Origin of the sequence: Rufibacter radiotolerans (assembly GCF_001078055.1) — a bacterium.
GTDB classification, from domain to species: Bacteria; Bacteroidota; Bacteroidia; order Cytophagales; family Hymenobacteraceae; genus Nibribacter; species Nibribacter radiotolerans.
Genome location: NZ_CP010777.1, coordinates 3292474 through 3316510, shown reverse-complemented (window position 1 = coordinate 3316510; position 24037 = coordinate 3292474). Strand labels below are relative to the sequence as shown.

The 24037-nt window shown below is 51.4% G+C and carries 15 protein-coding genes; 12 read left to right on the top strand and 3 right to left on the bottom strand.

All coding sequences use genetic code 11. The features are described from left to right. Window positions 1-12 precede the first annotated feature (12 nt). Together TH63_RS13665 and TH63_RS13660 are read left to right on the top strand one after the other, a co-directional pair. Window positions 13-1164 (top strand): glycoside hydrolase family 88/105 protein, encoded by a 1152-nt coding sequence (locus tag TH63_RS13665; RefSeq protein ID WP_048921430.1) that lies wholly within the window; start codon window positions 13-15, stop codon window positions 1162-1164. 159 nt (window positions 1165-1323) lie between these two features. After that, window positions 1324-3369: a DUF2264 domain-containing protein gene (locus TH63_RS13660; protein WP_197088557.1), complete on the top strand. Its 2046-nt coding sequence runs from the start codon at window positions 1324-1326 to the stop codon at window positions 3367-3369. 152 nt (window positions 3370-3521) lie between these two features. Here the strand turns inward: TH63_RS13660 and TH63_RS13655 are convergent, their stop codons facing one another. After that, window positions 3522-6398: a TonB-dependent receptor gene (locus tag TH63_RS13655; RefSeq protein WP_048921429.1), complete on the bottom strand. Its 2877-nt coding sequence runs from the start codon at window positions 6396-6398 to the stop codon at window positions 3522-3524. Window positions 6399-7156: 758 nt separating this feature from the next. Here TH63_RS13655 and TH63_RS19995 point away from each other — a divergent pair. Then, a complete protein-coding gene (locus TH63_RS19995) occupies window positions 7157-11782 on the top strand; it encodes a rhamnogalacturonan lyase family protein (protein WP_076606493.1) in 4626 nt (1541 codons plus the stop codon). A 588-nt stretch (window positions 11783-12370) separates the two neighbouring features. Here TH63_RS19995 and TH63_RS13645 read toward each other — a convergent pair. Next, on the bottom strand, window positions 12371-14794 hold the full coding sequence (locus TH63_RS13645) for a DUF4982 domain-containing protein (RefSeq protein ID WP_048921428.1): 2424 nt from the start codon (window positions 14792-14794) through the stop codon (window positions 12371-12373). Window positions 14795-15407: 613 nt separating this feature from the next. Between TH63_RS13645 and TH63_RS13640 the strand changes: the two genes are divergently transcribed. From TH63_RS13640 to TH63_RS13605, 7 genes are all read left to right on the top strand, one after another. Further along, a complete protein-coding gene (locus TH63_RS13640; protein ID WP_076606663.1) occupies window positions 15408-16169 on the top strand; it encodes a phenylalanine 4-monooxygenase in 762 nt (253 codons plus the stop codon). A 41-nt stretch (window positions 16170-16210) separates the two neighbouring features. After that, window positions 16211-16543 carry a 4a-hydroxytetrahydrobiopterin dehydratase gene (locus TH63_RS13635; RefSeq protein WP_048921427.1) on the top strand — a complete coding sequence of 111 codons (333 nt, stop codon included), beginning with the start codon at window positions 16211-16213 and terminating at the stop codon, window positions 16541-16543. A 343-nt stretch (window positions 16544-16886) separates the two neighbouring features. Next, the gene (locus TH63_RS13630; protein ID WP_231583477.1) at window positions 16887-18122 is read left to right on the top strand and encodes a site-specific integrase; all 1236 of its coding nucleotides are present in this window, start codon (window positions 16887-16889) and stop codon (window positions 18120-18122) included. A 212-nt stretch (window positions 18123-18334) separates the two neighbouring features. Next, window positions 18335-18928, top strand: a complete 594-nt coding sequence (locus TH63_RS13625; protein ID WP_048921426.1) for a murein L,D-transpeptidase catalytic domain-containing protein — start codon at window positions 18335-18337, stop codon at window positions 18926-18928. Window positions 18929-19518: 590 nt separating this feature from the next. Next, the gene (locus tag TH63_RS13615; RefSeq protein ID WP_316931922.1) at window positions 19519-20442 is read left to right on the top strand and encodes an AAA family ATPase; all 924 of its coding nucleotides are present in this window, start codon (window positions 19519-19521) and stop codon (window positions 20440-20442) included. Further along, complete coding sequence (locus tag TH63_RS13610; RefSeq protein ID WP_048921423.1) at window positions 20417-21409, top strand: DUF3871 family protein; 993 nt, start codon at window positions 20417-20419, stop codon at window positions 21407-21409. Before TH63_RS13615 ends, TH63_RS13610 begins: the two co-directional genes overlap by 26 nt. A 68-nt stretch (window positions 21410-21477) precedes the next feature. After that, window positions 21478-21936, top strand: coding sequence for a JAB domain-containing protein (locus tag TH63_RS13605; RefSeq protein WP_048921422.1), 459 nt, complete (start codon window positions 21478-21480; stop codon window positions 21934-21936). A gap of 95 nt (window positions 21937-22031) precedes the next feature. Here the strand turns inward: TH63_RS13605 and TH63_RS13600 are convergent, their stop codons facing one another. Beyond that, on the bottom strand, window positions 22032-22262 hold the full coding sequence (locus tag TH63_RS13600) for a helix-turn-helix domain-containing protein (protein WP_048921421.1): 231 nt from the start codon (window positions 22260-22262) through the stop codon (window positions 22032-22034). Window positions 22263-22381: 119 nt separating this feature from the next. Between TH63_RS13600 and TH63_RS13595 the strand changes: the two genes are divergently transcribed. Both TH63_RS13595 and TH63_RS20365 read left to right on the top strand, forming a co-directional pair. Further along, entirely contained in the window at window positions 22382-22840 is a 459-nt protein-coding gene (locus tag TH63_RS13595) for a hypothetical protein (RefSeq protein WP_048921420.1), read from the top strand. Between the two features lie 711 nt (window positions 22841-23551). After that, on the top strand, window positions 23552-24013 hold the full coding sequence (locus TH63_RS20365; RefSeq protein ID WP_156180615.1) for a hypothetical protein: 462 nt from the start codon (window positions 23552-23554) through the stop codon (window positions 24011-24013). Window positions 24014-24037 lie beyond the last annotated feature (24 nt).

Here is a 24037-nt window from a genome sequence, read left to right as displayed (position 1 = left end):
TTTTCTATTGCCATGATTCAAAAAAGAACCTGTCTGCCCCTTCTTTTCCTTTTCCTCCTCACGCTGGCAAGCACCGTGGCCGCCAAGCCCAAACACCCCTTACTGCCCACTTCCAAGGAGCAGGTATTGGACCAATTAAACCAAGCCAACACGTACTGGCAAAGCACCAACCCCACGCCCGGCTGGGCCTTTTGGGACGTGGCCGCCTACCATACCGGCAACATGGAGGCCTACAAGCTCACCAGGAACGAGGCCTACCGGGCCTACTCAGAGGCCTGGGCCGAGAAAAACCAATGGATGGGCGCGAAGTCTACTGACAAAGCGAAGTGGAAGCACACCTACGGCGAGAAAGACGACTACGTGCTCTTCGGGGACTGGCAGATCTGCTTCCAGACCTACGTGGACCTGTATTGCCTGGACGGCGCCCGGGACGGTCGCAAAATCGCCCGCGCCCGCGAGGTGATGGAATACCAGATGGGCACCCCCCGCCACGATTACTGGTGGTGGGCCGACGGCCTCTACATGGTGATGCCGGTCATGACGAAGCTGTATAGGGTAACGGGCAACAAGCAGTACCTGGAGAAGCTGTACGAGTACCTGCGCTATTCAGACTCCATCATGTATGACCCGGAGGCGAAGCTCTATTACCGTGACGCCAAGTACGTGTACCCCAGGCACAAGAGCGCCAACGGGAAAAAGGACTTCTGGGCGCGGGGCGACGGGTGGGTATTTGCGGGCCTGGCCAAGGTGCTGCAGGATTTGCCCAGGAAGGACCCGCACCGCAAGGAGTACGAGCAGCGGTTCAGGGACATGGCGCAGGCCATCGCCAACGCCCAACAGCCCGAAGGGTATTGGACCCGCAGCATGCTGGACCCGGCGCACGCCCCCGGCCCCGAGACCAGCGGCACGGCTTTCTTTACCTACGGGTTTTTGTGGGGCCTCAACAACGGACTACTGGACAAAAAGGACTACCTGCCGGTGGCCGCCAAAGGCTACCATTACCTGACTGCCACCGCGTTACAGCCCAACGGGAAAGTAGGCTATGTGCAGCCCATCGGGGAGCGAGCCATTCCGGGGCAGATAGTAGATGTCAACTCCACTACTGGTTTTGGGGTAGGGGCCTTTCTACTGGCCGCCTCTGAGATGTACCGCCTCCTGGACTGAGCGGTTTCCGAGCGGGGCTGTTTCGGGCCTGTTTTCCGGAAAACAGGCCCGAAACAGGTTTCCAAGAATCAGGTGGTTTTATAGCCAGACCGGCAAAGCGGGGTAATAGGGCTTCGGTTTTTAGGTTAAAGTGTCCCTTTTGTTAGTATGATGAATTCCATGAAATATCCGTCACATGTTCTGCTCCTGTTTCTCTTCCTGCTGTCTGGGCGCTCGCTTCAGGCGCAGCCTGAGATGGCTTTAGAAAAACCAGAAACAAGCCGGAAAACTTTCCCGCTGGTCAACCCAGATTTTACTACCAGCCCGCACACGGGCATGACCAGAAAACACTGGAAAGATGCCGCCCTTTACCTATTGTCTGGAGCCTTTTCATACGTGAAGACTTTAGAAGACCCCATGGTGTTCCCCAAGCAGCCGGGCAAAAGTTATCCGCAGGACGGGGTGCACACCAACACCGAGATGCTGGAAGGACTGTGCCGCACCCTGTTTATGGCGGTTCCCCTGCTCAAAGAAAATCCAGACCTGCAGATCAACGGCATCAAAGTGGCCGACTATTACCGCCGCCAACTGGTGAAATTAACTGATCCGGCCAGCCCTACCTACGTGAAGCCACGGGCCAGTAACGGTGGGGCCAACCAGATATTGGTAGAGCTTGGCGGGGTAGCCATGTCACTGGCCTACGCGCCCGAAGTTCTATGGGACCCGCTGACCACTCCGCAGAAAGAAATCCTTTCCAAAACCATGCTGAGCTATGGAGACGGGCCTACCATTAGTTCTAACTGGCGGTTTTTCAATGTGTTTGTGCTGAGCTTTTTCAAGGAGCAGGGTTACAAAGTGAATGAGAAACTGCTGCTGGACTACCTGGACAAATTACTGGAGCAGTACAAAGGGCAGGGGTGGTACCATGACAGCCCGGCGTATGACTACTACAGCATGTGGGCGTTCCAGATGTACGGTCCGTTGTGGTCAGAACTGTTCGGGAAGAAACATTACCCAGCCTACGCCGCCAAGTTCATGGCCAACTTCAGGGAGGTGAATGACAATTACCCCTACTTGTTTGCCCGGGACGGGAAGATGATCATGTGGGGCCGCAGCATCAGCTACCGGTTTGCATCGGTGGGGCTTTACCCTTTTATGGGCCTTGCCCAGGAGCCTGGTACCAACTACGGCTGGATGCGCCGCATCGCCTCTGGCGCTATGCTGCAGTTCCTGCAGAATCCTGATTTCCTGGCCGCTGACCAAATCCCGGCCTTAGGTTTCTACGGACCCTTTGAACCGGCCGTGCAGATCTACAGCGCCCGGCCCAGCGTGTTCTGGATGGGCAAGGTATTTCTGGGGCTAATGGTGCCAGAAGAGAACGCGTTCTGGATGGCCACAGAGAACGAAGGCGCCTGGGAAAAGGGATTAAGCAAGGGAAAGGCCTACAACAAGTTTCAGGAAGGCTCCAAGATCCTGATCACTGATTATCCCAACATCGGCGCCGCCGAGGTACGGGCGTGGTGCCATGAAACCGTGGCCAAAGATTGGCAGAAATTCAGGTCTAGTGAGAACTACAACCGCCTGTCCTACAACAGCGCCTTCCCCTGGCAAGCCGATGGGCCCAACGGGGAAGTGGCCATGAACTACGTTTTCAAAAACAAGAAAAACGCCTGGGAAGCATTGCGGCTTTACACCTTCAGAAAGTTTGAAGACGGCGTCTATTACCGTGATGTGGTGCTGGAGACCCATGCTAACATCAAACTCAACTTAGCAGATATCCCGCTGCCGAACGGCATCCTGCGGATTGACCGCAATACCAGTACCCAAGCTGTGCAGGTGCGGCTGGGGCATTATGCCTTGCCCCAACTGAACGGTCCTATTAAGACAACTTCCCGGAAGGTAAAAGGGCAGGAGGTGCACCTGATGGATAACGGCGAGTACCAACTGGCCATGGTTCCCTTAAGCGGCTGGGACGGCCTGGAAACAGTAAGGGCGACTGGCCTTCACCCGGTCAGTAAGGAAAGTGCGGTCTTTAATGCAATGGATTCCTTCCAGCCGGGGAAGCCGTCACCGGTATACGCCACCCTTATGCTCTGGAAGAAGTCTGGGGAAAAATGGACGGTGGAGGAACTGGTTCCGGTAAAGAAAATAACCCAAGGCCTGGACGGGAAAACAGTTACGGTGGCGTTCAGAAAAGGCAAGGCGAAAACCGTCCGGTTTGAGTAAGGATTCCATTTGCGTTTTGAGGCTGTTTTCCATAAAACAGCCCCAAAACATACTTCCCTCACAAGCTTTCCCTTTAAAAAAAAGCCAGGTGGTAGTACCCACGTTTGATTGTGCTGCCACCTGGCTTTTTTGTTCTTAGCAAAGACTAATCCTTACATGCCAGAGCCTCCGGTTCCTCGTGCGCCCTGGCGGAAGTTGCCTCTTTCTCTTTCGCCTCCTGGTGCTCTTTCCCCTCCCGGGCCCCGTTGGCCAGGCGTTCTTTCGCCGGGGGCGGCCCCGGTAAAGGTGCGGATGTTGTAGGAGAACGTGAACATGAAGAAGCGCTGTAGCACGGTAGACTGCACATCTTGTACGTAGGCATCTGCCACGGTACGCTGCACACTTATGTTCTGCCCCAGCAAATCATTTACACTTACGCTGACCTCGCCTTTTTGGCTCTTGAACACCTTCTTGCTCAGGCTCATGTTCAGGAGGGTGTAATTGGTGTTGAAGCCGCTGGACAAACCGGCGTTTAATTGGTGGCTTAACTCGGTGCGGTAGACAAACCCATTCAAGAACCGCAGGTTGGCCCGCAGTTGGGTGGACTGGTTAAAGAAGTTGTTGTTCTGTTCTTTGCGCAAGGTGTTGGTGATCATATTGTAGCTGGAATTGGTAGAAATATTGAAGTCTACGTTCTGGCTGATATTGCTGCTCAAAGAACCACCCAGACCATAATTGGTACTGGTGGAGAAAAACTGCTGGTTGTTAAATAACCCCGGTATTTTGTTGTAGCCCACAGAACCAAAGAAGTTGATGTTGGACTTAATGAAACTCAGGGGCTGGCCGTAACTCACGAAAGAGCGGGCGCTCCAGTTCCCGTCCAGGTTTACCGGCCTGATCAACTGCGCCCCGCGGCTGATCTCTAAACCTGTCAACAAGGGTTCCCCCTCCAGGTTTACCTCTGAGGTGCTGTTGGTGATGTAGTCATCTGTTTTGGCGGCGTTAATGAAGAAGGAAAAGACCCGGTTGTTCTCTGTGTTAAATGACCGGTACCTAAGGTTCACGGAGTTCTGGTAGGCCTGCACCAGGTTGGCGTTTCCTACCCTGAACCTAAGCAGGTTGGTATTGTCTACCACTTCCTGCAGCTGGGTCACCGATGGGGCATTGGTGTTGGTGCGGTAATCCAGTTGCAGGTTGGTGGTCTTGGAGAATTTGTATTCTATCTGAGCCGTAGGGAGCAGGTTGTGGAACGTCTTATTTATCTGGTAAAACCGGGGGAACTCCTGCTCGTTTTGCAGGTTGGCAATCTGGTACTGGCCTTCTACCTGCACACGCAGCTTATCTGAATTGTACTGGTAACTGGTTTTAGCCTGCTGGGTCAGGTACTCGCTGTCAAAGGAATTACTCAGGCGGCTGTTAAAGTCGGTATAGTCTGCCTCGCCAAAATCGTAGGCCAGGCGCTCAGAGTCTTCCTGGCGGTTACTGATGCTGTAGTCTGCCTGTACCCTGGATTTCTCACCCACTCTCTCGGCTAAAGCCACGTTTCCGCGCCAGTTCAACCCGTTCCTGGACGATTTGATCAATTGGTTGAGGTACTTGCTTTTTTCTGGCTGGGCAAAATCCGCCACGTTGGTGATGCGGTACGTGTCACCGTCATTGATGGAGTAGCCGGTGTTCAGGCCTACAGAGACGGTGCGGCCGGGCTTGTCAAAGCGGTGGCTGAAGTTAATGTCATTGCTTAGGTTGTAGGAGTAGCTGTCAGCATCAGACCGGTTATCAGTAGTAGTTAAAATAGCCTCATCATAAGCCTCGTTGTCAGGGTCCTGGTCAAAGATGGATCTTCCGGTGGTGTTGGAGAAAGACTCATTTTTCTGAATGGAAAGCCGGGGCGAGATCAAGAGCCGGTTGCGGTCATTGATCTTGTAATCTAGCCTTAGGTTGAACTGGTGGTTTTCGTTGCGACTGGTGTTGAAACTGTTGTCACTGTTCTGCTGCTCATAAAACTGAGAATTGAAATAGTCCCTGAAACTCAGGCGGTTGTTCTCGTTTTTGCTGTTGCTGTAGTTGTAGTTTCCGCTTACCTCCATTTTGGTGCCCCACTGGTCACTGTAGTTCAGGCCGAAGGTGTTGGTGGTGGAGATGCCACTTCCGCTCCCAGAGCCGCCCCCGCCCATGCTACGGCGTCCCCGCATGCCGCCGCCTGGGGCTTCACCCACTGAGAAGTCCTGCATGTTAATGTTGTTGGAGAGTCCGTTTACGGTAAAGCGGCGGTCGCCTTTAAAGAAATTGACGCTGGCACCCAGCATGTATTTTTTATCTGGGCCCACGCCCGCAGACACTTTCCCGAACTGGCCCTGGCGGCGGTTTTGTTTGGTGACCACATTAATGGTTTTGGCCCGGTTGCCATCGTCAAAACCGCTGAACTCGGCCTGGTCACTTTTCTTGTCAAAAATCTCAATGTTCTCAATCACCTCGGCCGGCAGGTTTCTCAGGGCCGTGTTGGCATCTTCGCCAAAGAAGCGCTTGCCATCTACCAGAACCTGTTTCACCTCTTCGCCCTGCGCCTGTATTTTACCGTCTACTATGGCCACCCCGGGTAGTTTAGTTACCAGTTCCTCGGCGCTGGCATCTGCTGCCACTTTAAAAGCTCCGGCATTGAATACCGTAGTGTCGCCTTTCTGGGTGCCCATGGCCACGCTTCCGGTAATTTTAATCTCCTGTAAAGAATTAGTGGATTCTTCCAACTGCAACTGACCCAGCGTAACGGCAGCGTTTTGTACCTGCACGGAACGGGTAAGGGTTTTATAACCCAGGTAGTTTATCTGTAAAGCATATTGGCCCGGCCTAATAGCCTGAAACCTGAAGTTCCCGTCCTTGTCTGTGCCGGTGGCGGTTTTCACTGAATCTGGGAGCCGGATTAATTGTACGGTGGCACCCGGTAAGGTCTCTTTATTTTGGGCACTCTGCACGGCACCAGAAACGGAAAATCCCTGCGCCTGGGCAAAGGTAATGCTGGCGAGAAAAAACAGGAGTAGTAATGGTGCTTTCATGAGAAGAGATTGAAGATTTTGGGGGTTAGACTAAGAAAGAGGCTTATGGTTTATTGCCTCCCATAAAAATCTTTAAATTAATTTTTATGGGGTGCGAAAATGCTAGGTTAAAAGAAGGAACAAGCTACGGTTATTGCCTTGAATTAGGGGAAAAGGAAACGGTTTTAAATAAGAAATATATTGGTGTATATTCTATATGAATTTCTATAAACAGAGAGGGGATGGGAAGAAAGTGGCCGGCAGGTTTTACAATTAATGACAACAATTAAAGAATTTGCTTAACACCTTTCCTTCCTGTTTACGACTTGGTTTTTCATAAGGGAAGCCTTGCTAGCACCAGCGTTATTTTCTCCAAACCATCAGAATAAAATTATAACCTGTTTGTTGTCAGTAATAAAGAAATAAAAAAGAGAAGATAGGTTCGGTGGGGAAAATCTAAAGGACCGGTACGATCAAGTCTGTTCTTCTCTTTTTAAAAAAGGAAATAAACAAATGCTTGGTAGGTAATGGTGAATGGGGTTAACAGGAAGTTAAATTGCTTTTTAAGGAAGAGTAATATTCTTTTTTTTTATTTTAAATTAATGTATTTATTATGCGGATTGATTGATTTTTTAAATAAAATTAGAAAGCAGCAGGACAGTGCAGGATGCACCTAAAATAAAATCAAGATAAACTTAACAACAACTTAGAGCATTAGTAAGCGATGGTTACTAGGCTTAATTGCTTGTTAAAATTATTCTCAAACTTTTCCAGCGTCTATGAACAAACCTCTACAACTGCATCCTGCTAAGGGCCATTGGGAAAGGCTGAAAATCCCTCAATCTGCTTTGCGCTGCCTGGTATTGGTCCTGGCCATCTGTCTTTTGGGAGCCCTGGATTCTGCTGCTCAGAAGTGGAACATTTTGGGCAATGAAAGCCAGATTGCTTCTGCGGCTTCGGGTTACACCTCTATTGCCGTGCTCAATGAAGTGCCCTATGTGGTTTTCACAGAGAACGGAGCGGCCAAAGTGAAAAGAAAGAATGTCAGCACTGGCACCTGGGAACAGGTGGGTAATGCCATTGGCACCAATCTTACTTTTACCAGGCTGGTTCTTGATAAGCAAGAAAACCTTTTTGTGACGTATGTAGATGCGTCTAATGGCAACAAGCTGGCCGTCAAAACCTACAATGCGGAAACTGAGGTTTGGGAACCACTCAGCGGCAATGCCAGCAACCTGTATGTATCTACGGGATCAGTGAATAACAACGTTAGCCAGTATGGCTCCACACCTCGTAGTTCCCTCGCTTTTGACTCTGACAACACCCCGTACATTGCCTATGGTGACAACGGGGTCCTTGTTCCTTACGTGAAAAAGTTTGATGGTACTTCCTGGGTAACCGTAGGTGCCGGGTCTGTGAATGCAGCGGCCAAAGCAGTAGGGGTTACCTTGGTTATTGATGAAACGGATGTGCCCTGGTTAGCCTTCGCAAGTTTGAGCACCACCACCTCCAGTACCGGTAGCTTGGCGCTTTACAATTTCAGTGGTGGGGCTTGGACGTCCATTCCCGTTCCTAACCCGATACCGGGTGGGTCTGCTACTACGGGTGCCACCGGCGGTATACGGCATACCAGTATGGCCCTCAACGCAGCCGGAAACCTGGCCATCGCTTATTTCAACACGGGTAATACCAATAGAGCTACGGTATCTGTCTACAACAGGTCCACCAATGCCTGGAGCTATTCTGCTTCTCTCTCTGGCCGGGATGCTCCCAACCTCAGCCTGGTCAGGGACATTTCCGGCAATCTGTACTGCTCTTTTATAGACAACGTAGCCAGCACCTCCCGCTCACAAGCCCGGGTCTTTAAGCAGGCAGCAGGTGCCACTGGCTGGACAGAATTAAGAGACCTTGCCGTAACCCTGGGAGGCATAGATGAGCCGGTAGGTAACTTGACCATTTCTGCAGGCAGCGAGGCCCCCTTTGTAGTGTATACCAAAACCAATGCAAGCGGAATCAGCACGCCTATTGTCCGGGTGTTCACGCCGCCGGCGGCTCCTGCTGTCCTGTCCACCACCGGGGTCAGCAACATCACGCCCACGGCTGCCTCAGCCAGCGGAAATATTTCCTCTGATGGCGGTTCCGCCATTACGGAGCGCGGCATTGTCTACGGCACCAGCCCTAACCCTACTACCTCCAATGCCAAGGTAGTAGCCGGCACGGCCGGTACGGGAGATTTTACCGTTAACCTCAGTAGCCTTACGCCTACCACCTTGTATTATGTTAGGGCCTACGCTGTCAACGGCAACGGTACCACAACCACCTATGGCAACAACGTGCGCCTGAACACCCTGGCCCTACCAGATGCCATTGTGACCGGTCCCAAGCAAATGGAGTTTCTGAACCGCGGCGTAGTGGCGGTGCGTTCTTCCAGCGCCAAAGTGTATGTGGGCTGGCGCCTGTTGGGTACTGAACCAGCTGCCATTGCCTTTAACGTGTACCGCGATGGGGTGAAACTGAATGCCACACCTATCACCAGCTCCACCAACTTTGAAGATAATACCACCACTAACGGTACCTACACCGTACGACCCGTCCTGAACGGTAAGGAAGGTGCTGCTTCTGAGCCGGTTGCCGTATGGGCCAAAAATCAACTGGCTATTCCGTTGCAGATTCCGCCGGGTGGCACTACTCCAGATGGCGTAGCCTATACCTATACAGCCAACGACTGTTCGGTGGGTGATGTAGACGGCGACGGGGAATATGAGGTTTTCCTGAAATGGGACCCTTCTAAACTGAACCACAATTCCGGGGGGTACTCGGGTGACCAGATCATTGATTGCTACAAATTGAACGGCACCAAACTTTGGCGCATCAACCTGGGTAAGAACATCAATGCCGGGCCACACTTCACCCAATTCATGGTCTATGACTTTGACGGAGATGGAAAAGCCGAGATCATTCTGAAAACCGCCGACGGCACCGTAGATGGTACCGGCAACGTCATAGGTGACGCCACGGTTGATTACCGCAATTCTGGGGGCTGGGTACAGCAGGGCCCAGAGTTCCTGACCGTCTTCAACGGCCTCACCGGCGCTGCCATGGCTACAGTTCCGTATCAGCCGGCCCGTGGCAATGTGTCTGACTGGGGAGATAACTATGGTAACCGCCAAGACCGGTTCGTGTCGGCGGTGGCGTACCTGGATGGTACCCGCCCCAGCCTGATTGTGGGCCGTGGCTACTATGACAAACTGGTAAGGGCTGCCTATGACTGGCGTGACGGCCAACTGACCCTCCGCTGGATCTTTGACAGCAAGGATCCTAGTGACCCAGCCAACAATACCTTCTCCAGCATGGGTAACCACCAGATGACCATTGGCGATGTAGACGGTGACGGCAAAGACGAATTGATCAACGGTTCCAGTGCCATCAATGATGACGGCAAGCGCCTCTGGACTTATGGCTTTGGCCACGGCGATGCCATGCACATGTCTGACATGGACCCAGACCGTCCTGGGCAAGAGATTTGGGTGAGCCTTGAATCGCAGAGCCAGTATGATGGCAACGGCCTGCGGCTGTATGACGCCAAAACCGGCCAGACCATTTTTGGGGTACCCACCACCGGTGACGTAGGCAGGGCTATGGCTGCTGACATTGATCCTGCCCACAAAGGCTATGAGGTATGGGGCTCATCCGGGAACCTGTACAATGTGAAAGGGGAGCAGATAGGCACCAACAAGCCTAACTACAACTTTGGCATCTGGTGGGACGGGGACCTGAGCCGCGAACTGCTGGACAAGAACGTGATGGATAAGTGGAATCCTACCACCAAGTCTATGAACCGGCTCTTCACCATTTACCAGGCGGCCCCTGTTTCCTCCAACAATGACTCCAAGGCCACTCCCGGCCTAACCGCCGATATTATGGGTGACTGGCGCGAGGAAATGATTTTCAGGACTTCTGATAACACCCAGTTAATCCTGTTTACCACCACCATTCCTACGCAGCACCGCATTCACACCCTTATGCATGACCCGCAGTACCGCACGGCCGTAGCCTGGCAGAACTCTGGGTACAACCAGCCGCCTCACCCCAGCTTCTACCTGGGCAATGACATGCCGGCACCATCCATGCCAAACATTGTGTTGCCAGATCTGGAGGCGCCCAAAGTAGAAAGCATCAGTAGAAAGGAGCCTACCGCAGAATTGACCAACGCCGCTACGGTGGTGTACCAAGTCAATTTCTCAGAAGAGGTGAAAGGGGTAGATGTGTCTGACTTTGCGCTTACGGTCACTGGAACCGCTGCCGGTACTATTACCTCTGTCAATGCCGCTTCCGGTACAACCTTAGAGGTGACGGTGGCCGTTACCGGAGACGGAACCCTGCGCCTGGAAGTGAAGGACAACACTACCGGTATCACAGACCTGGCTGGCAATGCCTTGGACGGCGGCTTCACCCAAGGGGAAACGTATGCCTTTGACCATACCGCCCCAACGCTGACTTCGGTGACCTTGGCCTCTAATAATGCTGAGCCCGCGTTTGCCAAAGAAGGAGACGTGCTTACCTTAAACTTTACCGCCTCTGAGGCCATCACCAACCTTGTCGTAACTATTGCCGGCCATGCGGTGCAGGCCACGGCGCTGGGCAATGACCACTACACCGTCACCTACACACTGACCAGTTCAGATACCGAAGGTGTGGTGCCGTTTACCCTACAGTTCAAAGACGAGGTAGGAAATGCCGGGGACATGGTGCGCACCACAACCAACGCCCAAACCATTACCTATGACCGCTCTAGTCCGGTGTTTGCCAGTGCAGCCGTGAACAAGCCCACCCTGGAGGTGCCTAACCATGCCCTGGAAGACATTGTGGTGAGCTTTGACATAGAAGAGCTGAATGGATACCAGATAGGAATCTCGGTGGCCAGCAACGAGCCTGAGAATGGCTTAGGAGATGGTGACACTGGTCCCGACTGGGAAATTGTGAACACCAACCTGGTACGGCTTAGGGCAGAGCGTTCTGCCACAGGCACGGGGCGGGTGTATACCATTACCCTTACCGCCATAGACCAGGCAGGTAACGTAAGTACACAAACCCTAACAGTGACTGTGCCGCTTAACCAAGGCGTATTAGCATCTTCTGAGGGTAAAAGAGGCAATGGCCAGACCGGGCTTCTGGTAACGGCCCATCCTAATCCGGCTACAGACTTCTTCAACCTTCTGGTGAAAAGCGACCTTTCAGCCCCTATTACCTTGATCATCACTGACGCCACCGGTAGGGTAGTGGAAGAAAGAACCGGGGTAAGAGCCAACGGAAGGCTTTCTTTGGGTGAGTCTTATCTCCCGGGTGTGTACTATGTGCAGGCCATTCAGGGAAATGAACGATTTGTATTGCGCCTGATGAAATAGAGGAAAGAGACCTGTTTCTACGCATAAAAAAAGCTGCCTCACTTGGGGTAGCTTTTTTTATGCGTAAGGGTTTAAATTTTAAGGCAATCAGGGAAAGACGGCTCAATAGATGGCTTTCTGTTTTGAGCCTGTTTTCCGGAAAACAGGCTCAAAACGGGAATGGCAACTTCAAGGCTAACCATTTTCTACCTTCACTTCCTTTCGCCTCCAGTTCTCTTCAAAGGCTCCAGTTTTCTCCAGAGGCCGCTTATCCTTTGTCCTCCTGAAAGGACCTTGTGGGGAACCAGAAAAGCAGGGTTCACCGCTGTTCCTGTGGGCAATTAAGATCTATTTATGAAGACAAGAAATAAAGTTGAACTTGGTTAGCAAGTTCCTGCTGTTTTCTAAAATCGGATAGCAGTGCCTCCCAAAGAAAAAGCTGTTTTGGGCCCGTTTTTCTGAATACAGGTCCAAAACAGCTTTTGATCTTTTACAGTAGAAGCGTAATACATAAGCTTTCCTAGTTCGCCCGCAAGGTTCCCGAAGGCTTTCGGGAGATGACACTTCCAGGAGGACCAGAAATGCGTGCGAACAGCTAGCGACCTGTCCCTACTTTACCGCCTTCAGTTTCAATTCACCTGTCTGCAGGCCTTTGCCCTTCACCTCCAGTTCAATATCACCGGCTTTCTCTCCAGATTGCACCAGAACCACCAGTTTGCCGCTGAATAGTTTCATGGTGGGCAGGTGGAATAGCTCCAGGGAGGTGGCGTCTCCGTTGCAGGCGGCCCGGTAGGAACCAGCGCCTTTCACGCTAAAGGTCAGTTGGTCAGTGGCGGTGGGGCAGGGGTTGCCGTCTTTGTCTACCACACTCACCGTCACGAAGGAAAGGTCCTTGCCGTCGGCGGAGATTTGGGTGCGGTCCGGTTGGAGCACCAGCTTGTACGGTTTACCGGCGGTCTTAATTTCCTGGGTGGCGGCAGGTTTGCCGTCTTTGCCGTAGGCTACCACTTTCACGGTGCCGGGTTCGTACTTCACGTCCATCCACATGAGACGGTAGCGGGTCTGGGGCGTGGCGTTGTGCTTTTTCTGGATGCCCTGGCTTTTGCCGTTGATAAACAGCTCGGCGCTGTCATAGTTGGTGTACACAAACACGGGCGTAGTCTGGCCCTCTCGGCCGGCCCAGTTCCAGTGCGGCAGAATGTGCAGGGTTTCCTGGTTGGTGTTCCAGCGGCTGCGGTACAGGTAGAAACGGTCTTTGGGCAAACCCGCCAGGTCATTGATCCCGAAGTAGGAGCTGCGCGATGGCCACTTGTCGTCATAAGGCGTAGGTTCGCCCAGGTAGTCAAAACCGGTCCAGACAAATTCCCCAATGACCCAGGGCTTGTCGTCCTGGAGCACAAAATCATCCTCCGGCAGGTTAGACCAGCTGCAGTATTCCAGGTCATAAGAAGAACTCTGGAAATCTGGGTACTGCTTCTCAATGCCTTTCTCTACGGGGAACTTGTAAATGCCCCGGGAGCTGACGGTAGAGGCTGTCTCAGACCCTAGGATCAAGCCCTGCGGAAATGCTTTATAAGCCTCTTCATACAGATGCGTGCGGTAGTTAAGGCCCGGAATGTCCAGCAGCGCCCCGAAACCCGAGGCCATGGTGGCTTTCACCTGATCCATGCCCACGGTGACCGGACGGGTAGGGTCTTCGCGGTGGAAGATGTCCTGCAGCCATTTGGCGCGTTTCACGCCCTCGGCGCCCCATTGGTCGGGTACCTCATTGCCGGAGCTCCACATCACAATAGAAGGGTGGTTGCGGGTGGCCTGCACCAGGTTCACCACATCTTTCTCAGCGTACTCAGAGAAGAAGCGGTTGTAGCCGTTCTTCACCTTCGGTTTGGCCCATTCGTCAAAGCTTTCGGCCAGAAACATAAAGCCCATTTCATCGGCTAACTCCAGCTGCTCCATAGACGGCATGTTGTGCGAACTGCGTATCGCATCGGCGCCCATATCTTTCAGGATCTGCATCTGCCGGCGCAGGGCGGCCTTGTTCACGGCAGCACCCAAAGGCCCCAGATCATGGTGCAGGCACACGCCTTTGAACTTGCGCACTTTTCCGTTCAGACTAAAGCCTACACTGGACTTGTAGCTGATCTCGCGAATCCCGAATCGGGTAGTCACCTCGTCTTTGAGTTGGTTACCCACATATAGTTTGGTGACGGCCGTGTAGAGGTAAGGGGTCTCAGGGCTCCAGAGCTGCGGGTTGGCTACGGCCAGGTTCTGCTCAAATTCCTTCCCGAAGCGCTTGCCGGTACTATCTATAGCCACGGTGGTGCCTTTGGCATCCCGCACCTGGGTGACCAGGCGCACGTTTTCGCCGGAGGCTTTGGTTTTGACGTTCACCTTGGCCAGGGCCGAAGAAATATACGGCGTGGTCACAAACGTGCCCCACTGGTCAATGCTCTCGGGGTTCTTTACCACCACCTGCACCTTGCGGTACAAGCCGGCGCCCGGGTACCAGCGCGAGGACTGGCCCTGGTTGCTGAGCTGCACCGCCAGGGTGTTCTTCTTGCCTTCCTGTATCTGGTTGGTGATGTCAAAGTAGAAATAGCTGTAGCCATAGGCCCAATCGCCTACTTTCTGCCCGTTCACAAACACCTTGGGCTCGCTCATGGCGCCCTCAAAAACGATGAGTACTTTCTGGCCTTTCTTGTAGTGCGGCAGGGTGAATTCATTGCGGTACCAGGCTTCCCCTATGTAGGGCAAGGACCCAGTGCGGCCGGTTTTCTCAGAGGCTACCTTCTCATTGTTCTGCTCAATGGCCACCACCTGCTTGTCTATCTCCTTGTCAAAGGGACCGTAGATGGCCCAGTCGTGGGGCACCTGCACCTTCTGCCAGCCTTTGTCATTAAAGTTCACCTGAGAGGCCAGGGCCTGGGCCCCTTTCTTGAACTTCCAGTTATCGGTCAGTTCCGTGACCACCCGCACCTGGGCCAGCGAAATCTGGGAAATCAAAAGGGCTACGCCTACTATCCACTTGTTCATTATCTCTTTCTTAACGTGTGGCTCAAAAATAGCGATTTTAGAGTGGGGAACATTGGATAGGTGTCAAATTGATACTAAACTATTCAGGAAGGAAACTACCACGCACCTTCTCCCTTGGGGCTTGATCTCACCAGCAAGCGGAATGGCTTCTGGGTTTGTACCGGTCCCTTACAACCCACTGCCCGGAGTTTTTCCGCTGGACGACCCCAGACGTAAGAATGGAATTGGGAGGCTGTGGCTTCGTGTCTCCTTAGGGCGCAAAGGCTGCCCCAAGCCAGGGTGGTTGGTACCCAGGGCCGTGTTGACCACTTGCCCGGAACAGAGTTCCTGCTAATTCATTTTCATTTGGAAATCGCCCTGCGGAAGACTCCGGACAGCGGGGGCACAAAAACATTATTTTTCATAAATGCCATCTTTCTGTACATTTGCCCCATGACCTTCTCCAACAACGCATATTATTACTATTACCGTGACTCCCCGTTTCGGAATAGGATGCGTGTGTTCGACTTGAATTAGAGAAAACTCAAGTTATACCCAAAGCCTGGTTCCGAAACGGACCAGGCTTTTTTTATTTCCGGTAACCTATAAAACCCAAGCTAAAATGAAAAGCACAATGGCAACGTCCACCCCCGGTGATCGCATTATCCCTACGTTAAAAGACATGCAGCAAGTGTACCAGAACTACACGGCCGAGGACCAGCAGGTGTGGCAGATCCTGTACGGGAGGCAGATGGCGGGACTTCACAGCCAGGCCTGCCAGTCGTTTCTGGAAGGCTTGCACACGGTGGAGTTCAAAGGGGAAACCATCCCTGATTTCAGCCAGGTAAACCAGCTTTTGAAAGAGGTAAGCGGCTGGGAAGTGGTGGCCGTAGAAGGCATTGTGGACGACAAGGTTTTCTTCCAACTCCTCTCTGAGCGCAAGTTCCCGGCTACCACCTGGCTGCGCCGCATGAGCGAGCTGGATTACCTGGAAGAGCCGGACATGTTCCATGATGTGTTCGGGCACATTCCGCTGCTCACCAACGGACCGATCACCGAGTTCCTGCAGGCTCTCAGCAAAATTGGCTATGAACACGCAGAAAACCCCGAGGCCATTGAACTGCTGTCAAGAATCTACTGGTTTACCATTGAATTTGGCCTGATCAGGGAGAACGGGAACCTGCGCGTGTACGGCGCAGGCATTCTGAGCTCAGTAGGGGAAACCAAACACAGTTTGAGCGAAGACCCCCTGCACTTTGCCTATAGCGTAGACCAGATTCTGGACACCCCCTACAGAAAGGATGTGTTCCAGGACAGGTACTTTATCATTGACTCCTATGAGCAGCTGCTCGGCTCGCTGGGAGAGATCAGGGCAAAGCTGGAAGCCCGGCTTTAGCAGAAGAAACGTAAACAGAACTTTCAACCATACCTATACAAATGATGTCACTCACAGAAAAAAAATGCGTCCCCTGCGAGGGAGGCGTGCCCACCATACAGGGCCAGGAGATTGAAAATTACACCTGCCAATTAAAAAGCAAATGGACGGTGGTGGAGGAGAAACTATTGCGCCGGGAGTTTACCTTCCCTGACTTTGTAACCGCCCTGGCCTTCGTGAACAAAGTAGGGGCCATTGCCGAGGAAGAAGGCCACCACCCTGACCTGCACCTTTCCTATGGAAAAGTAGTGGTGGAACTTTGGACCCACGCTATACAGGGGTTATCAGAGAATGATTTTATTGTGGCGGCTAAGATTGATGCATTGGGGTTTTAGGTTTAAAGCATTGGAGTTGGGGCTTTCCCAGTAAGGATATAAGAGCGAAACTCATGAAGTTTTTAATCCACGCCCAAAAGTTTTTTTTCGATATTATACTAATAAAAAAAGCCCTTTAGATTTCTCTAAAGGGCTTTTAAGATAACTGTGGTCGCGTAGGGAGTCGAACCCCAAACCTTCTGATTCGTAGTCATAATTTAAATGTTTCTCTTGATTGCTGATGTTTTCAAATGTTTGCCTGAATAGATTTAAAGGCTGTTTTTATATCAAATAATTGCACTTGATTATCGATGGTTTCAGGATTTGTGTGCAAATTGTGTGCAAGGATTTAGTATTTGCACACATGATGAAGCCTCCAATTACCTGTATCATGCTTGATGACCGTCGGGCCTTAAAAGATGGGACATACCCCGTTAAATTAAAAATCACCTTCCAGCGACAGAGGAAGTATTACCCAACTCGGTTCAATATGACCGAGGAGGACTTCGCCAGCGTAATGGAAAAGAAGCCCAAGCCAAAGTTTAAAGACCTGCAAATCCAGATCCAGACCATTGAGCACAAAGCCGTTAAAGTCATCGGTGACTTAACAGACTTCTCATTTGAGGCGTTTGAGAAAAAATTCCTGAATAGGGCATCCAAGGACGATGTATTCTCAGCCTTCAAAACACAGATAGACAAGCTTTCGAAAGAGGGGCGAGCAGGTACCGCCAGTTCCTACGGATGTGCCATGAAGTCCATTGAGACCTTCGTTGATAAATCCAGCCTGCCATTTGCGGCTGTGACGGCAGAGTTCCTGCGGGAGTATGAGCAATGGATGCTCTCCAATAAAAAATCGCTCACTACCGTCGGGATCTACCTGAGGACACTGCGCGCTTTGTATAACGATGCCATTGCCTCTGGTGATGCTAAGCAGGAGCTCTACCCCTTCGGAAAGAGAAAATATGTGACCCCTTCCGGCCGTAATGTGAAGAAAGCCTTGGCTCTCACTGATATTGAGAAAATATTCACCTATGTGCCTAAACATGAAGGTGAGGAGAGGGCTAGGGATCTATGGGTTTTCTCCTACCTATGTCAGGGGATTAATGTGAAAGACATCGCCCGCCTCAGATATCGCAATCTGGAGGAGGAGCGAATCACCTTCATCCGGGCTAAAACTGAAAGAACCAGCCGTCAAAACTTAAAGCCAATCACGGTTGTGAGAACACCAGAGATTGATCAAATCATAGAAAGATGGGGGAGCAAAGACGCTAAGGCGGATAATTTTATCTTCTCTCTACTGGAGCCTGATCTAAGCCCGGAGAGAGAGTTGGCGCGGGTAAGGAACATTACGAAAGAGATCAATAAATACATTAAAAGAATCGCTATTGCAGTAGGTATAGAGAAGAATATTTCCACCTACTCGGCCCGGCACTCTTTTTCCACGGTTCTCAAGCGGGCAGGGGCTCCCATAGAGCTTATTTCAGAGGCTTTGGGGCATAGCAATCTAAAAACCACTGAAAGTTATCTGGACAGTTTTGAGGACAAGGTGAAGAGGAGATACTCAAGTGCCCTCACCGCCTTCTCTAAGGAGAAAGAGTAATTTGTGTGCTTATAACTTTGGGATGTATATCAACAGCTTACCTTGGCTAAGTATGTTAAGATATCGCGAAAAAATCCATTATAGGAAGCCGCCTTTTGATGCTTTAATTGATGAACATTTCTCTTACTCAAAGAAATGAATTGTTATGATGGGGCAAATGCTCCTGATGGCCTTCGGTAATTACCTAACTTGTATTCTGTTCTTCCTATAGCATGAGACATAATTTAAACAGGTGTTATTTATTCATCCTCCTCCTTGTCAGTGCATGTTATGGGAAATCCTCTGGCATTGAAGATAATGTAACCTTTGAGGAAAAATCTATTCCCACTGAACGGTATATCTCTCACCTGAAACCCCATCTTTCATCAAAATACAACCAGGACGTAGCTTTCTATGCGGATCTCACACTGCCTGCGAATGAATACCGGTTCTTCGTGCTAGACTTGAAGGAAGGCAAAGTATTAGACAAGGGCCTATGCTTGAATGGGCGAGAAGATAACGAGGGGAATGTGATCTACTCTAATACCCCTGACAGCAACTGTAGTTCCAAAGGCGTGGCAGAGATCTCCTATCGGTACAATGGTTCCTTTGGGAAGGCCTATAAACTTCGTGGGTTAGAAGAAAGCAACAACAATATGTTCCGCCGAGCTATTGTACTACATGCTTGGTCTGGAGTGCCAGATGAACCCGTTAAAGAAGAACCTATACAAAGCCAGGGATGTCCTACCGTGAATCCTGCTTTCCTGGAGAAGTTGTCTGGCTACATAGACAACAGCAATAAACCTATCTTACTATATACTCTGTAAATGGCAATTCTATAATTGAGCAAAATCACTTACTTAACTTTGCTTAGCAGCTCTAGCATTTAAGTCAAGTATCTTCCCCTCAAGTATTAGAATTATAGAAGTGCACCCATCTCTCTTTCCAGAAAGTGAAATTCTCCGTGTGCACAGTCGCGTGTGGGTATACCCGTAACACGCAATTCTTTAATGTCATCACCGGAAACACAATCGGGTTGACTCACATATAGTATTAAATAGCTAACGCGGTCACTTCTACATTAGCTTTCTAAGTTGCACGCATGGAAAACCTCATGCAGACACTGTTGTCCCCCACCTCTAGAGCTAAACCAACTAAAATTTCTTCATTCTCGCTCTGAAGTTGCACCTTTTCAAGAGCACTAACCAGGTGCCATATAGCTAACCCTGCTTTCCGGTAGGAGAAATCCACTATGCGCAGTCGCGTGCTCCATATCCCCAACTCTCCCCCCAGTCAAATAAAAGCCGACTCCTACCCCCGGGGTGTTTCTGTCAGTTACGAGGGTCCAGTAATATGTTTAGAGCTCTTAATCCAGGGGAAAACAACCTGACGACCCCCCATGTGAACCAGTCTACACATGTTTCACTATAAACCTCACATCATGGAATTACGAAAAGCAAACAGGCAACGGAGCAAGATCCGTCTGCTGTTGCAGTCACCCAGCGGTGGCGGGAAGACGATGTCAGCGCTCCTGATCGCAAAAGGTATTACGGAAGGAGACTGGTCCAAAGTGGCGGTCATCGACACGGAGAACCACTCCGCCGACCTCTATTCCGACCTAGGGGAATACAACGTGCTGAACCTGGCTGCCCCCTTTACCCCAGAAAGCTATATCCAGGCAATGCAGGCATGCGAGAAGGAAGGCATAGAGGTCATCATCCTTGACTCCATCACGCATGAGTGGGAGTATTTGCTGGACTTCCACGCCTCCCTGCCGGGCAACTCCTTTACCGCCTGGTCTAAGGTGACCCCGCGCCACACTGCCTTCATCCAGCACATGCTCCAGTCTCCCTGCCATATCATCGCCACGGTGAGGAGCAAGACAGAGTATGCCATGGCCGAGAAGAACGGCAAGCAAGTGCCGGAGAAAATGGGCATGAAAAGCGTGCAGCGGGACGGCATCGACTATGAGTTCACCGTCGTGCTGGAACTTGACCTGAGGCATAACGCAGTCGCCTCCAAAGACAGGACGAGGCTCTTCATGGACAAGCCACCGTTCAGGCCGAGTGAGGATACCGGCAGGCAGATCCTGTCCTGGTGCCTGGACGGTTCAGCGGAACCAACACCCTTGAATGACGACCAGGTACGGCAGGAAGTCTCCCAGTGCACGAACCTGAATGAGCTCTCCGCCCTGTTCCACCGCTGTAGCCAACCGCAGAAGGACTCCCTGGTCCCTTTGTTCAAGGAGCAGAAGCAGTTCATCATGAAGTCCAGCCAGTTAACCGATCAACTCTTAAACCAAACGATCCACAAAAATGGAAGCAACGCAAACGCTCGCTAGGGTACCGGTACCCGCAATGCAAATCAACAGAGAGCTGGACCGGAAATCCAGCTCTCGCAGTTTCATAGAAGCCAACACGTCAGGGGTGCCGTTCGAGGAGATACGGCGGGACCACATCATCCCGGTTTTCGTCAAGGACAACGAGCCGCTGATCTCGCAATCCGATTTCATAGCGGCCACGCAGGAGGCGGTCGCTGACCTTTTCCGGGGGGAGACCATTCTCAAGCCTGAGATCCGCGTGTCCCACCCGATCAAGGGGCGCATACCCGAGGCGAAGAACAAACCCGCCAACCAGCTGCATGAGTGGGAAAGGACCCTCTACTATGAGCGGATGATGTTCGTCGTGGAGGTCCCCACCATCTATGACACCATCGGGGGAAACACCCTCACCCTGATGGTAGGCGGGGTGAAGGCGTACAACCTGGACAACCTCTACAACAAGAAGGGGGCCGCCGAGCACTTCAAGGTCTTCATCGGCTTTCAGAACATGGTGTGCACGAACCTATGTGTGAGAAGCGATGGCTATGTGGAGGACTTGCGGGTAACCGACCTGAACCAACTGCGGGAGGGGATCTACAATCTGCTGGGGAACTATGACCAGCACCGCCACCTGAGGCAGATGCAGACGCTCACCCAGTACTCCCTCACGGAAAGGCAGTTTGCCCAGCTGCTCGGTCGTTGCAGGATGTACAACTACCTGCCACCGGCGGACAAGAAGCTGGTCCCCGAGCTGCTGTACGGGGATTCGCAGCTGAACTCCGTGACCAACGACTACTACAGGGATTTGAGCTTCTGCCGGCAGGAGGATGGGGACATTAATCTCTGGAAGCTCTACAACCTGTTCACCGGAGCAAACAAGTCCACTTACATTGACCAGTTCCTGGATAGAAGCGTCAACGCCCTTGACTTCACGTCGCAGATCCAAGACGCTTTGGACAACCGAAGCGCTTCCTGGTACCTGCAGTAACAACAGTTAAACCTATGTTCCACAAACCCACCTCTGTCTCCAGGGGTGGGTTTTTATTTTATGTACCCATGAGAAAGAAAACAAGCACCGTGCAGGAGATCCGGCTGAGATATGCAGCCGACCCGAAAAGAGCAACCGCACCCAAGATCACCAGTTCCCAGGATTCATATGTCGTCTTCAAAGAGCACTTCGACCCGGACTACATAAATATCCGGGAGGAGTTCCAGGTGCTGTACCTCAACGCCGCCAATCAGGTACTCGGGGTGTACAGGGGTTTCAGCGGAGGGATTACCGCCTCGGTGGTAGACGTTAGGCTCATCATGGCGGTCGCCTTGAAAGGTCTCTGCTCCGGGATGGTGATCGCGCACAACCACCCGAGCGGGAACTTGACACCCTCCTCTGCCGACAAGCAGATCACCCAGAGCATCAAGAAAGCGGGGGAGCTGTTCAACATAAAGCTGCTGGACCATCTTATCCTCACCCCTTCCGAAAGTTACTACAGCTTCGCGGACGAGGGGATTTTGTGAATGTTGCGGTGGAGTTTAAATCTCATGGGTTTAAACTCCACCGCTTTATGGTCCGGTTCTCTGCTTTGGTGCGGGGACCGGATCATCCATCTGCGTCAATCAAAGCCGGTGGAAAAGAACTCTGGGAACGACATCTCATGGATCTCCAGGACTTTATAAAGTGTCTTGACAGTGATGTTCGTTTTTCCTGTCTCAAGTCGCCAGTACTGCATCCTTCCTAGGTCATGGTCTAGTGCAAAAGCCTCGTAGCTGGTATACCCTTTCTGTATCCTAATCGCTTTTAGTCTCTCCCCGATTGCCTTCAGTACCTCTTCTTCACTCTTCATGAGCGAAAGTTGAAGGTTGCTGATGCTTAATGTTACACCATATAGATCAACACCTTATATGGTACAAATAAAACTGTTGTCCTTATATTTACTTCTCCATCTTTGTAAACACAAAAATTATGAAACACATATTCTTAGCAGTAGTTTGTGCAGCACTCTCCTTTATCCTAGGAGTAGAAAATGCTCAAGCACAACGATTACCCCAAAGAGCTACCTTTCAGGTTTATAGAGTTTTAGAAAAGAATCAGTATGGTGACCAGATAACATATAAAGGTAACTTCACTATAACTGTTACCCCTGAATTTATCATTGTTAATAATAATGCGAAGCAACGATACCGAATACTTCGCGGAACCATGAAGATAGAAAATGAATTTGCAGCTACTCATGATGAGAAGTATGAAGCAGAAATACTTCCATCAGGAAAAAAAATCTTCATCTCGTATGTCTTAGTACCAGATGGTACTATTATGTTTGGATTTCAGAAACCACACCTAAACTCTGAGGGTATTTTAGAATCGTTCGTATATTCCATGCGACCAGTGAGTGCAAAATCACAAACTACGAAAAAGCGGTAACCTTTCTAGAAGCTTATTCCCAAAATTTGGTACAATAATTTTAACGACATTAAACATACCCCTGTATCATTAGTGAGACGGGGTATGTGTCACCAGTTACACATGGTACCTGATTTCGTCTTAATCTTCACTCTTCATAAAGTGCACATCGCTCTTACCGGTAGGTGAAATCTCGGAAAGCTTTTGGATTGTCGGGGTAGAGACGCTTTACCCTCTCAACCAGCTCTGGTTTAGCATCGGGGATCTTTTCAGCATAGATTGCTGTCCGACAGGAGACACAGAAGGTCCGTCTCATCCAGTTTCTGGGTTAACCTGTTGATGATTGAACGCTGAAGGTCCCCGTGTAGGATCCTTAGTAGCATTTCTTGCACGGTCTCCGACGGTGTACCCCTTCTGCATCACCCTTTGAAACGGAGACGATGGTATGGGTGCATCTGTTCAATCCGGAGCATCTGTCACTCTTGTGGTAGGCGTAGGCGGAGCCACCCTTGCAGATGTACACCTTCGGGGCCGCGGTTCCCTGACGGATGCTTACGGGTGCTTTCTCCGTCGATGTCGGGAAGGAGTAGGTGGTGCTGCCCAGGAGCAGCAATAGCAGAAGCAAGTAGTTCTTCATGGGATATTGGCTGACGGTGAACAAGGTAGGAATTTACAAGCAAACAACCACCGGTAGAAGAGCCGGAGACCCACCGATAAACCACGCCGGAAGTATTGCACTCTGCCGCTGCATCGTCCTATTTTTCAGTACCTTGGGTACGGGCACCGAACGCCGCCACCGAACATCCTTCCAGCTATGACAAAAAGACCGAAACCGCTGACGCTCGAGTTCACCCTGGTCGGGTTCTTCGCCACCGGCTACTGGGTTACTTATCGGGATGGGGTGCTGAAGTGCTTCACCTGGGACATGCCCATGCCACCAAAGGAAGAGGATATGCTGACAGTACCCCCCCCCGGCCGGAGAGCTGGGAGAAGCTGCTGGCGTTCCTGGCCGGCTGCACCTGGGAAAAGGAGTACGTGAACGGTACGTGCGACGGCATCCAGTGGGAGCTGAAGGCGAAGGGTCCGGGCATCAAGCTGAAGTCGTGGGGCTCGAATGAGTACCCGCCGGACTTCAAAGTCTTCCTCCAGTTGCTCAACGAGTGTATCGCCGGCGCTGGTTTCCGCATCTCCTGAAGGAGGGTCACCACACGGCAGGAG